Origin of the sequence: Metabacillus lacus (genome assembly GCF_009674805.1) — a bacterium.
Classification (GTDB): domain Bacteria; phylum Bacillota; class Bacilli; order Bacillales; family Bacillaceae; genus Metabacillus_C; species Metabacillus_C lacus.
In genome coordinates, this window is record NZ_WKKI01000013.1 from 47,218 (window position 1) to 59,476 (window position 12,259).

General features: G+C 41.5%; 10 protein-coding genes. 3 read left to right on the forward strand and 7 right to left on the reverse strand.

The features are described from left to right. Window positions 1-95 precede the first annotated feature (95 nt). From GJU40_RS09005 to GJU40_RS09025, 5 genes are all read right to left on the reverse strand, one after another. Window positions 96-551 (reverse strand): C40 family peptidase, encoded by a 456-nt coding sequence (locus GJU40_RS09005; RefSeq protein ID WP_154307420.1) that lies wholly within the window; start codon window positions 549-551, stop codon window positions 96-98. A gap of 195 nt (window positions 552-746) precedes the next feature. Next, on the reverse strand, window positions 747-1,457 hold the full coding sequence (locus tag GJU40_RS09010) for a thermonuclease family protein (RefSeq protein ID WP_154307422.1): 711 nt from the start codon (window positions 1,455-1,457) through the stop codon (window positions 747-749). A gap of 163 nt (window positions 1,458-1,620) precedes the next feature. Then, window positions 1,621-2,718, reverse strand: coding sequence for a M24 family metallopeptidase (locus tag GJU40_RS09015; RefSeq protein ID WP_154307424.1), 1,098 nt, complete (start codon window positions 2,716-2,718; stop codon window positions 1,621-1,623). A gap of 2 nt (window positions 2,719-2,720) precedes the next feature. Next, a complete protein-coding gene (locus GJU40_RS09020; protein ID WP_154307426.1) occupies window positions 2,721-3,185 on the reverse strand; it encodes a glycosyl-4,4'-diaponeurosporenoate acyltransferase CrtO family protein in 465 nt (154 codons plus the stop codon). Between the two features lies 1 nt (window position 3,186). Continuing rightward, window positions 3,187-4,290 (reverse strand): glycosyltransferase family 2 protein, encoded by a 1,104-nt coding sequence (locus GJU40_RS09025; RefSeq protein WP_170289366.1) that lies wholly within the window; start codon window positions 4,288-4,290, stop codon window positions 3,187-3,189. A 220-nt stretch (window positions 4,291-4,510) separates the two neighbouring features. Between GJU40_RS09025 and GJU40_RS09030 the strand changes: the two genes are divergently transcribed. From GJU40_RS09030 to GJU40_RS09040, 3 genes are all read left to right on the forward strand, one after another. Continuing rightward, window positions 4,511-6,019 carry a phytoene desaturase family protein gene (locus GJU40_RS09030; RefSeq protein ID WP_154307430.1) on the forward strand — a complete coding sequence of 503 codons (1,509 nt, stop codon included), beginning with the start codon at window positions 4,511-4,513 and terminating at the stop codon, window positions 6,017-6,019. 106 nt (window positions 6,020-6,125) lie between these two features. Continuing rightward, window positions 6,126-7,241 (forward strand): glycosyltransferase family 2 protein, encoded by a 1,116-nt coding sequence (locus GJU40_RS09035; RefSeq protein ID WP_154307432.1) that lies wholly within the window; start codon window positions 6,126-6,128, stop codon window positions 7,239-7,241. Window positions 7,242-7,339: 98 nt separating this feature from the next. Further along, the gene (locus GJU40_RS09040; RefSeq protein ID WP_154307434.1) at window positions 7,340-8,203 is read left to right on the forward strand and encodes a metal-dependent hydrolase; all 864 of its coding nucleotides are present in this window, start codon (window positions 7,340-7,342) and stop codon (window positions 8,201-8,203) included. Between the two features lie 355 nt (window positions 8,204-8,558). On the opposite strand, the gene GJU40_RS09050 is transcribed toward GJU40_RS09040, so the two are convergent. Continuing rightward, window positions 8,559-10,490, reverse strand: a complete 1,932-nt coding sequence (locus GJU40_RS09050) for a heavy metal translocating P-type ATPase (RefSeq protein ID WP_154307437.1) — start codon at window positions 10,488-10,490, stop codon at window positions 8,559-8,561. A 424-nt stretch (window positions 10,491-10,914) separates the two neighbouring features. After that, window positions 10,915-12,255, reverse strand: coding sequence for a polysaccharide biosynthesis protein (locus GJU40_RS09055; protein WP_154307438.1), 1,341 nt, complete (start codon window positions 12,253-12,255; stop codon window positions 10,915-10,917). Window positions 12,256-12,259 lie beyond the last annotated feature (4 nt).

Genomic DNA, 12,259 nt, shown 5'->3' on the forward strand with positions numbered 1-12,259 from the left:
ACAGAACATGCAATGAATACTCATCAGATAAGTTGTCTTATTCCGCAAAGAAAAAAAGCGCAGGCAGCTGCCCACGCTTTTTTTGTTTCATTCTATTAAATAGTGCGTTTCGCACCAACGTATTTAGTCTTCCAGTAGCTGTTTGACATTTTATCCACTGTAACACCCTTTGAGCTGGATGCATGGATGAACTGATTATTTCCTACATATATTCCTACGTGGGATACACCTTTTCTATTAGTGGAGAAGAAAACTAGATCACCTTTTTTAAGCTGGCTTTTTGACACTGTCTTACCCTTTTTATACATATCAGAAGCAGTTCTTGGAAGTGCTGAACCAACAGATTTTTTATAAGAATAGCCGACAAAGCCGGAACAGTCAAAGCCTTTAGGAGTTGTACCGCCATATTTATAAGGTGTTTTCACGTGCTTTTTGCTTTCTGTTACAAACTTGTCCACTTTTGCACCGGAAGAAGCTTCAGCTGAATTTATCACAAGACTGTTTGAGAAGAGAAACACAATAAACGTTAACAATACCCCTATCTTTTTCATGGTAAACCTCCGTTTTTCTTTGGTGTATATAAAGAATACCAGAAAAACCATAGTTTTGAAGTTACAGTTTATTTACCATGTATTACAATTTTGTAACAACAATCGACTTTATTACCACTTTTTTGACACAAATCCGTAATATAACAACCTTCTATTTTCCTATCACTTTAAAACTCTAGGAGAAAACTCATTTTTTTACCGTTTGGACTTTCGATATCCCGCTTTTACTGCTTCCTCTTCGGAACAAAATAACTCTTCTTCTTTTGTCACTTGATAGAATTGCCCTCCTGGCAGGTGATAAATTTTTTCACCTGATGAAGATACATTTCCTTTTATTCTGCATGCCGTCGTTTCGCTGTCAGTACTATATTTTTCATCAGCAGCTGCGTAATTTTCTATACTCCACAGTCCCGCTTCTCTTTTCTGCGCTGCTTTTTGTATTTCATAAAATCTATCAACATGCCTTGTATTTGGTGCAAATACATATGCCACTCTGGCCAGACCTTCTTCCAGAATCATTTCATTAAACATTTTGCCTTCGACATGAACATATGCAAGAAGCCTTCCATACTTATCCCGTTCACTTGCATCCAGCTCAAGGCCGATACTTTTTCCTTCCAAGTGTTTTTTTGCAAAGCTGCTTGCTTCCGGTCCAAAAGGTTCAACAGGCTTTGAGGGATGGACAGTTTCCGGTGTATCAATCAGCAGCAAGCGAACGGTTTCTTTTCTGCCGTTTATGGAAACTTGCACAGTGTCTCCATCCACTACCCTTACAACTTCTGCAGGAATATGTTTTTGGGTTCCTTGCTTATCTGCTGACGTCTGCCTTAATTCTTCTGCAAGGTTGATTGAACAGGCTGATAGTAGCAGGGTGCTTAACAGCACCGCTAAAAGTTTTTTCCACATAAATAAAATCCTTTCCGTTACTAACACTTAAGAAGCTAGTCCGCCTCCTGTGCACCGATTATTAACTTTGAGGCTTGGTCACATGATACTTTCTTATTTTACAAAGAAAACCCGCCACATGGCGGGCCTTAGTAGAAATGAGCTGATAATACTTCTTGGGATATTATTTGATGATTTGCAGTTCCTTTGGATAACCGGTCAACGTTTCATGAGCGTTCTTTGTAATAAGAACATCATCTTCTATTCTGACCCCTCCGATGGAAGGAATGTATATCCCTGGTTCAATTGTGTACACCATACCCTCTTTCAGCATAAGTTTATTATTTTGTGCCAGAGATGGATATTCGTGGACATTTATTCCCAGCCCGTGTCCCAGTCTATGCGGAAAATACTCCCCATACCCAGCGTCATCAATTACTTTCCTTGCTGTTGCATCTAAATCTCCCAATACTGTTCCAGGTTTACTTGCTTTCAATGCGGCTTTCTGCGCTTTCAAAACAGTATCATATATTTCTTTTTGCTCTTCGCTGACTGATCCAAAAGCAAATGTTCTAGTAATGTCAGAACAATAACCATCAAGCACTACACCTAGATCAAAAAGGACCAAATCTCCTTTGGCGAGAACTTCCAAACCAGGATTTCCATGAGGCTGGCCGGATTTTTTTCCAAACAGAACCATCGTAGAAAAGGACATGGAACGAATGCCTTTTCTCTTTAGTTCATACTCAATAGCAGCGACAACTTCCATTTCGGTGACGCCTTCCCTTAAGTAACTGACACCAATTTCAACTCCTGCATCAGCAAGTTTTGCTGCCTGTCTAAGTATTTCAATTTCCTGTTCTTCTTTTATCATACGAAGCTCATTTAGTAGACTATCTACATTTGCAAAATCGCCTGCTCCGCTGATTTCCTTCAAGCGTTCTGCTCTGCTGAAGGATAAATGATCTTTTTCCACCGCAACGCAATCTATTTTTAGTGAGCGCTTTTTCAGAAAGCTGCCTGCAAGCTCCCATGCATCCTCATGATCTTCATAGCCGATAATCTCATATGGCCATCCGGCCTCCTTCGCCTGAGTCTGCTCCATTTTAGGCAGAATAAAAAAAGGCTCTTCTTCCTGAAACACAAAAACTCCCATTATCCGCTCATGAGGGTTTGTGTAAAACTGAGTCAAGTAAAAGACATTTTCTGTTGAACTAATAAACGCACATGGAATATCTTTCTGCTGAAGCCATTTCTGAACTGCTTTCAACCGCTTTGCCAAATCTAACAGCCTCCCTCTCTATTGTTAAGTTTTTTTACTGCTCGCGAGAACCTGATTCTGTTGTACCTTTGAATCATGATGAACGGCAGATTAAATATCAACGCATATAGAATCATATAGACGGCAATGACTGCATCATTCCAAAGGAAGAAAAGGAGGGCAGGAGGAATTTGAAGCCAGTGTGCGTATTCGCTTCTTTTCGTCCTGTCTATGTACAGATTCAGCTTTTCTTTTCTACCACCTGCTCTGCTGTTTTTTATGTTCAGCAGTCTTGCCGCTTCCGGCACTTTGTCCTTCCACTTTTTAATCAGCAGGCGCTCATAAAGCCGGCCTTCCTTTTCCCATTTCCTCTCTTTATATATCCATTGGAAGTTTCTCATAAAATCAAGGGTCCGTTTTCCTGCAAGAACAGATATCCCCGTTTGGATGATTATCCACGCTATGATATTAATCAGGAGAAGCGACATGCTATGCCTGCTCCTTTTCTGCGATACTTCTACCCTTCCATTTAGCGTTTCTTGTCAAATATGTTTGTAAAAAAGAAAATAAAAATACGCCTGCAAAAAAGAGGAGGTGAACCGGAAAAAATAGGGCATGCCAGAAAGAAAACGTTCCGATTCTTACTGCTATTGTGTAAATCTGAAGAACAGCAGCAGCGTATAAAATCAAAATCGGCACCCAATGATAGCTTACTGTACTTGAAAGTGCAGCAGGTATAAAAGTAAACATCCCCGTAAGCCATATGAATACGAGAACGAGCGAAACTTTACTTGTAGTCCCTGCTCCGGAAGCAAAGCTTTTTGACCAGCCTTTAATCAGCTCGCTCCAGCCATTTGGATACATTCGCATTGAAATGGCGTGCCTGCCGCTGATGCACCTGACTTTTCCTCCCTGCTTTTTCACATGCCTTGCAAACGCCATATTTTCTACAATACGTCCCTTAATTGCTTCATGACCTCCAAATTTTCCATAATCTCTTTTTCGGATAATCATGCATTGACCGAACGCACCATTAGAGGAGAGTTTCCTTTGTAAAGGATGAAAGGCCCCCATAGACCCGTAGATGACGATATGAAACAGCATTGACAGAGATTCATAGCCCTTTTTAACCGCATGAAAGGGGTGAATGGATAGAACGCTTCCTTCTTTTTGATCTTGAAATGCTTCTAGGATTCTCAATAAACCGTTTTTTTCAAAATATGTATCAGCATCTATAAACAAAAGCCATTCTTTTGAAGACTGTCTAGCTCCTTGCCAGCATGCCCAAGACTTTCCGAGCCAGCCTTGCGGCAAATCCGGAACATCCAGCACTGCTGCACCTTTCGCTTTTGCAATCTCAGCAGTTGAATCAGCAGACTGATCATTTGCTACAATGATTTCAAGATTTTCTTCTGTTTGTTTATTTAGTGAGTCCAGCAGGACAGCTATGTTTTTTTCCTCATCTCTTGCAGGAATGATAATGGTCACTTTTGAAAAAAGCTCCCTGCTCTCTGCCTTTGGCCTTGCAGACAAGACAGGTATGGACCAGAAAATAAATATACCTATTGTAATGGCCGCAGCAATAATCCCCAACAGCAAGCCTCCTTTGCTTATGCACTCAGCATGATATGTATACTGCACACGAAAACTGCTAACCCGTTATCTTACATCATACATCTATTTATGGAAAACGTCATTCCCTATCCTCCCCAACAGCATATTTGAGAATAAAAACCTGTTTATTTTTTTATTATAAGGGGAATTGTTGAGGTATTGGTCTTTTTTAAACTTTTACTTACTGGAGGGAACATGTATGAAAAAGAAAGTTGCGGTAATTGGCGGCGGCCTTGGCGGAATGTCTGCAGGCATCAGGCTGGCAGCAGACGGTTATGATGTTACAATTGTTGAACAGGGAGAGCGTCTTGGAGGCAAGCTGAATGTGCGGAACGGAAAAGGTTACTCCTTTGACACCGGACCTTCCATTTTGACCATGCCGTGGGTGCTTGAACAGCTGTTTGAAAGTGCAGGCAGAAACATCCACGATTATATTGACATTGTCAGGGTAGAACCGCAATGGAGAACATTTTTTGAAGATGGCACCACAATTGATTTAACAAGTGATCTGCCAGCGATGCTTCAGCAGATAAACGAACTTTCTCCTGAAGATGCATCAAATTTTTTGCAATATCTTCAGCATTGCAGCAAAATGTATGAATACAGCATGAAGAGCATTTATAAAAAATCTGTTTCAACTGTTGGGGATATGAGATCTTTAAATACTGTGAAAGAACTGCTATCCATGGACCCTATGAAGTCACTTGATGCCATCAGCAAAAAACATTTTAAAGACCCTCACCTTCAGCAGTTATTTAACTTCCTGATTATGTATGTAGGATCTTCACCATACAATGCACCCGCCGTACTTTCACAGCTCACTCACGTTCAGCTTGGACTGGGTATTTATTATGTAAAAGGCGGAATGAGCAAAATCGGTGAAGCGATGGCGAAACTTTTGGAAGAACAAAATGTAAAAGTACTACTAAATACTAAAGTTAAGAGAATTGTAACTGAAGGATCTGCTGCAGCAGGCATACAGCTTGAGGATGACACAGTCATTTCTACTGATCTGGTTGTTTCTAACCTGGAAGCGATCCCTGCCTATAAAACCCTTCTTAAAGATGGCATCCACAGCGGACAGGACCAAAAAGGGATGGAAAAATTTCCTCCGACAGTTTCCGGACATGTATTGCTGCTGGGCGTTGATAAAAAATACAACAATTTGTCTCACCATAATTTCTTCTTCTCTGAAGATCCTAAAAAAGAATTTCAGCAAATCTTCCAGGAGGGTGTTTTGGCGGATGACCCAACAGTATACATAGGCATCTCTTCTAAATCCGATCCATCCCAGGCACCTCAAGGGAAAGAAAACTTTTTTGTACTCACGCATGTCCCTCCTCTAAAAGAGGGAGAAACATGGGAGGCGAACCGGGACAGGTACCGTGAACTGGTGATTGATAAACTGGAAAGAATGGGCGTTGAAAACCTTCGTGAACATATTGAATTTGAGTATCAGTTTACCCCTGATGATTTAAAGGAGCTATATGGTGCAAACGGCGGGTCAATTTACGGTGTTGTAACAGATCGAAAGAAAAACGGCGGCTTTAAAATCCCTAGTAAAAGTGCACACTATGAAAACCTGTACTTTGTAGGGGGCTCTACACACCCAGGGGGCGGCGTTCCCATGGTTACCCTCTCCGGCCAGCTGACGGCAGATTTAATTGCAGAAACACAGATACCGCAGAAAGAAAAAAATATTGGCTGAGTATCTTTTTATACAGAATGTAATCCTATGATCATTCTAGATGACGATTACTGTTCAAAGCCGGAGTTTATCTGCCGGCTTTGACTTTCTTTTTGGAGGTGAAGCAATGCTGCTATACATAATGATTTTATTGATTTTTCTCCTGTGGACTGTCATAAATGCTTTCTTTATGCCGTCACTTTCACCGAGGCCGTTGAAGCATTATCCCCCTGTTTCAATTCTTATCCCTCTGAGAAATGAAGAAAGAAATATTAAGGAATTAATTTATACCTTAAAGGAACTGACATACCCCCAGCTCCAATTTATCCTTTTAGATGACGGATCAACCGATTCCACTGCAGAACTTTTGTTTCAATATACGGACAACGATCAGCGTTTCAAAATTTTAAAAGGCGCCTCCCTTCCAGAGGGCTGGTCCGGAAAGGTGTTTGCGTGTCATCAGCTGAGCGGGCATGCTACTGGAGATTACTATTTGTTTCTCGATGCAGACGTGCGTCTTCATGCCCACACTGTTCAAAGAGGGATTGAATTAATACAAAGAAAAAATGCAGATCTTCTGTCAGGCTTTCCCCAGTTTCCCGTGACATTGTTTCTGGAGAAGCTTATCGTTCCCATGCAGCACTTTCTAACTCTTTTCCATTTGCCTCTTTTTCTGGCGAATTTTACTACATTTCCCGCTGCCTCTGCGGCACACGGGGCATTTATGCTTTTTCGAAGGGATGCTTATGAAAGTTCAGGAGGACACCGCAGCATTCGGAATTCGCTTGTGGATGATATAGATTTAGCCAGGAACATGAAGAGGTCAGGAAAGAAGGCAATTTTAGTAAATATAACGAAATATGTCAGGTGCTATATGTATGAAAGCAACAGAGAAGTGATCGATGGTTTTACGAAAAATATTTTCCCTGGAATGGGCCGTTCTGTCACTTTGGTTTCTTTTACAGCTTTCTTTTATGCTGCCTTTTATATTTTTCCGTTGTTTCTATTTGCTGCGGGTATTCTAAAACTGCTTCTTACCCTGCAGTTTCAGTTTCTGTGGTTACTTCCATTATTGATTATAGTTTTACAAAAGCTGTTTATAGACTGGTGTACAAATCAAGATCTTCAAGTTTCCCTTTGGATGCCCTTCTCCGCTGCTGCCATGATTTTTATTATGTTTAGATCCATGTTCACTTCATTGAAAAAACAAAAATACAGCTGGAAAGGGAGGACTTATTCATAAACATTGCCATACGGCAAGAGTACTAGAAAGTTTATATTGCACATTCTTCCTTGCATTTAGTATGCTTTTATAAAACTCTTACAAAGGTGGAAAGTGTTTTGGATACTATTACTCATACTCTGTTTGGGTTAGGTATTTATGCGGCAGTTGATAAAAGGGATATGAAGAAACATGAAAAAAGAGCGCTCCTTCTGACTGTTGTCGCAGGAAGCCAAATACCCGACATTGATGTGATTTCACGACTATGGGATTATAACGGGCAATATCAAATGTGGCATAGGGGCTTAACCCACTCAGTATTCTTGGTTCCCTTATGGGGTGCACTGCTCTACTGGGTTTCAAAAATGATATTTCGGCATCAGATGAAAAAACTATTGTGGATTGGCATGCTCTCCGTTTTTATACATATTACATCTGATGTATTAAATGCCTGGGGAACCGGATATTTAGAGCCTTTTTCACAGATTCGGCTCAGCCTTGGAACCGTTCCTATTGTAGATTTTGTTATTTGGGCCGTCTTCCTTGCTGCTTTCCTTTGCTGGAGAATGGGAAGAACAGCTCAGCATTTGGTGTTCCGGATAGCATGGGCAGTCATTCTGCTTCATGTATCATTGCAAACTCTGCAGGGTGCCTATTTACTGAATACTATAGGGGAACGCTATGAGCAGGCAGCTCTATCTGCTGAATTCCTGCCTTGGCATTACACCATAGTCGCTAAGAGCGGAAAAGATATTTCAATTGGATCAGCAGCAGTTTGGAAGGAATACAGCATCCACACCGTTCTTGAATCTAATGAGGATGCTGACTTGTCTCCTTTATATGCCCAAAACCCAAGAGCGGCTGCTTTGAATACATGGAGCCCATTTGTCGTTGTTGTGGAGAATGGAAATCGGCTTGGAATATATGATCCAAGGTTCTACAGAAATGGAGAGTCATTCCTATATGAATACATAGATAAGTAAGATAAGTGAACATCAGCACTATTGCTTCTTAACGTTAAAATTGTCAGCTTTGCAGGGAGAGGACTGCTCTATATGATAGATTTTATAAAAAGGCATATTGTCCAGCTGCTATGTTTGCTGGGACTTGCCGCTCCATTTGTCAGTACGAAATTGATTGACCTTTTTTATTTCAGCTCATTGTTTGGATGGATTCTGGGATTTATTTGTTTTATTTCCGCATATATTATTGTGCTTAGAAGACCGGATTCCCCTCACGAATCTTCTCCTGAGTAAAAAAATCGCCTCTGCGTCCCTATTAAAAGTGCACAAAGCATTCTGTCATCATTCCTGACAAAGCGTTGTGCACTTTTTTCATTTATCCTTTTAACAGTCTTAATCCATTTAATATCACAAGAATCGTGCTTCCTTCATGCCCTATTACACCAAGAGGAAGATCTAGAATTTGCAGAAAATTAGATGAGATCAACAGACCAATGACACTCAGTGAAAAAATAATATTCTGCTTGATAATCCTCGTCATTTTTCTCGATAGCTCAATTGCTCTTGAAATGTTAGCAAGCTCATTTTTCATCAACACTACATCTGCAGTTTCAAGAGCTACGTCCGTTCCTTCTCCCATTGCCACGCCAATATCTGCTGCTGCAAGGGCCGGAGCATCATTGATTCCGTCTCCAATCATTGCAACATATCCATGCTTTTTCCTTAGTTTTTTTACCGCTTCTACTTTATCCTCCGGAAGACAATTCGCTATCACTTCGTCCATGCGGGCCTCTGACGCCACTGCTTCTGCGGTTTGCTGATTATCCCCAGTAAGCATAACCGTATATACACCAATCTTCTTCAAAGTTTCTATAGTATCAGCGGTATCCTCCCTCACTGTGTCTTTAAAGGCAAACAAGCCTGCTATGCCTTTTGAATCTTCTGCGAACACAAGTGTTTTTCCTTCTCTGCCCAATTCTTCTGCCACAGACTGCTGAAATGCTGAACAAGCTTTACTGCCAATATATCCGCTGCTCCCGATCCTCCAGCTTTCTCTCTGCCACTCGGCCTTCACCCCTTTGCCGGACTGTTCTTGTACGGACAGCCACCGGAACTTCTTCTCCACGCCTTTATCTAGTGCATACTGAACAATGGCTTTTGCCAAAGGATGGTTGGACTGGCTTTCAATTGCTGCTGCAGTACGCAGGAATTCAGCTTCATTGACACCATGTCTGAGAATTACATCTGTCACAGCCGGACGTCCTTTTGTTAAGGTACCAGTCTTGTCAAAAGCGACCGCCCCTGTCCTGCTCAGCCTTTCCAGATGTATGCCCCCCTTGAATAGCAGCCCGTTTCTTGCTCCATTTGAAATGGCTGCAAGAGTGGCAGGCATAACAGAGGCTACCAGTGCGCAAGGAGATGCTACAACCATAAGAACCATTGCTCTGTAAAAAGTCTCAGTCCAGGTCCACCCAAGCAGAAAATGAGGAAGAATCATCATAAGGCTTACAGCTGCAAGAACACCTTTTACATATGCTCCTTCAAATCTTTCTATAAACTGCTGAGAAGGTGACTTTTCATCCTTAGCTGACTGAACCAGATTTATCATTTTGGAAAAAAGTGTTTCATTGCTGGCTTTTGTAACAATTACGATGATCGAGCTATTTATATTCACTGTTCCGGCAAATACTTCTTCCTTTGTTTTTTTCTCGACAGGCATGGATTCTCCCGTTATCGCTGATTGATCAATAAGAGCATTTCCGCTGTACACAAGCCCGTCCGCAGGAATTCTCTCTCCTGCTTTAATTTCTATATAGTCGCCCTTCTCGAGACTCTCAGCTGAAACGATTTCCCGCTGTCCACTTTCATTGATCAGCAAAGCAGTTTGAGGCTGAAGCGTGATTAAAGAGGACAGTTCACGTTCGCTTTTATTGATCGTGTAAGTTTCCAGAGCTCCGCTTACAGCAAATATAAAAATGAGTATAGCTCCTTCTGTCCAGTAGCCAATTAACCCTGAGCCTATTGCAGCAAATATCATCAGCAGCTCTACATTTAATGTTTTTTCACGGATGGATTCCAGAATGCCTTCCCTGGCTTTGGCAAAACCACCTATTAGAAAAGCTGCAATGAATAAAGAAGTGGATGCTTCATGCATGCTCTGTGCTCCAACTATCCACCCTGCAGCAATTAATATTCCTGCTGCTGCAGCAGCTATAAGCTCCCCGTGTTCTTTCACTCTTTGTATCCAGGATAGATTTGCTGCATTTCCAATGACACTTTCTACCTGCAAGCCTGCTCTTTCACTCATCAATACCCCTCCGTGAGAATGACTATTAGCTCCTCTTCGTGTAACCAGGAATAGTACAGAGAAGCACATCTATTTATAATAAATGTTTATTTATAATTATTATAATCTGTAAATTCAAAAAAAGGAAGGGATATTTTCCTTTACCTTCCTTTTCGCAATGAGTTTAACACATACATGACAGGGTTAAAATGAGTATGGAAAAATACGATTTTCTGCTGGTTGTGAAAAATGGCAGACATGGAGCAGAAGCAGTAGTATCCCTATGATGCCTGCAAAAATAATGGAAAGAAGGCTGATGCTTGTGGCAATTATGGTGATTTGCAGAAACTGCAAAGGTACAGGAAAAACCAAGTTACTCTCTTTTCTCCCCTTCTCACAGCGTTGTTCTTCCTGTCATGGAGCAGGAAGAATGTCCTCTTTTTTCTCAAGGCCTTAGTTGTGCAGGAGATTGATTTCTACCGAGAAACATCGTAAACCCAATTTTTTTGCATATTGCTGCATAATGAAGCAATGTTAACAGAACAGCCCCCATATTCATTCCGAGTATGATTCCCTCCATTTGCAGTGTACTGAGAGATCCGAGCCAGAACATCATACTGAAAGAAATGGTATGGGACCAGACTGTATGAATGAAAGCATCCTTCACTAATCCGAGACCGATGAGATAAGCCTGCATCGGAATGACAAAAAAGTGAAAGAGAAAATACGGCCAAAGCAGCTTTAAATACCAAGCAGCCTCTGAAGAGTGGAAAAACAGGCTAGTCAGCGGCTCTGCCAGCTGATACATCATAAATACGGACGGGACACCATAAAGAAATGTGATCCACATTGCCTGCTGAAGAAGCTTTTGAAGAGTTGCAAAATTCCTTTTGGAGTATGCTTCAGAAACATTCGGGATAAGTGCTACCATAAGAGAATGTGCGATAAAAGCGGGAAAAAAGCCAATTGTCATGGCTACTCCTGCCATCATGCCAAATTGCTCCGTTGCAAGTATGCCTGTCATACCCGAAGCAATCAGCGCGCTTTTCACTAAAAAGGGTTCTATTGCATTGGTGATGCTGTGGAAAATACGGAGGCCTGTTGTTGGCAGCGACACGGACAACAAATTTTTCCTTACCTCTTTTCCGCTTAGGAACACTTTGTCGCCTTCTCTCAATTGGCGGTATTGCAGCAGATAATGAAAGATCAGATAGAAGCAGACTAGCAATTCACTGCCGATCATCGCGCACAGCGCAACCAGCAGAGAAGTATTTAGATCAAATGTCATTCCTTTGAAAATCAGAAAAAGAAACAGCAGCTGAAAAGCTTTCCTGAGAAAACCGGACACCGCAATCTTGCCCATTTCCTGTACGCCCATAAAATAGCCCCGAGCAATGGAAGAAGCGGCAACAATTGGTACAACAGCAGCACATAGCCATTTTACAGCCGGATGATAGCCTTCAAAAACAGATAAAAAAGGAAGTGCAGCAAACACCACTGTTAAAAATATGCAGGTAAATAAAAATGAGAACTTCATGGCTGCCTTCAGCATGCTGTAGTGGTAGCTGGAGTTTTTCTCTGCTACAAACTTTGAAATAGACACAGGGAGCTCCAGGTTCGCAATGACAACCACCAGCATAATCAGGGGCAGAATCGTCATATACATGCCCATTCCCTGTTCACCCAGCTCTTTTGCCAGAATCATATTGATAAAAAATTCTACACATTCCCCGAGAAAAGCAGCTGCGCCCAAAAGCAATATTCCTTTTAGAAAATGATTTCTCATGCGT

Excerpts from the sequence above, each read along its gene's own strand:
- GJU40_RS09010 (WP_154307422.1), bottom strand. The coding sequence starts at position 1,457 with ATGTGGAAAAAACTTTTAGCGGTGCTGTTAAGCACCCTGCTACTATCA.
- GJU40_RS09050 (WP_154307437.1), bottom strand. The coding sequence starts at position 10,490 with ATGAGTGAAAGAGCAGGCTTGCAGGTAGAAAGTGTCATTGGAAATGCA.
- GJU40_RS09030 (WP_154307430.1), top strand. The coding sequence starts at position 4,511 with ATGAAAAAGAAAGTTGCGGTAATTGGCGGCGGCCTTGGCGGAATGTCT.
- GJU40_RS09020 (WP_154307426.1), bottom strand. The coding sequence starts at position 3,185 with ATGTCGCTTCTCCTGATTAATATCATAGCGTGGATAATCATCCAAACG.
- GJU40_RS09005 (WP_154307420.1), bottom strand. The coding sequence starts at position 551 with ATGAAAAAGATAGGGGTATTGTTAACGTTTATTGTGTTTCTCTTCTCA.
- GJU40_RS09055 (WP_154307438.1), bottom strand. The coding sequence starts at position 12,255 with ATGAGAAATCATTTTCTAAAAGGAATATTGCTTTTGGGCGCAGCTGCT.
- GJU40_RS09035 (WP_154307432.1), top strand. The coding sequence starts at position 6,126 with ATGCTGCTATACATAATGATTTTATTGATTTTTCTCCTGTGGACTGTC.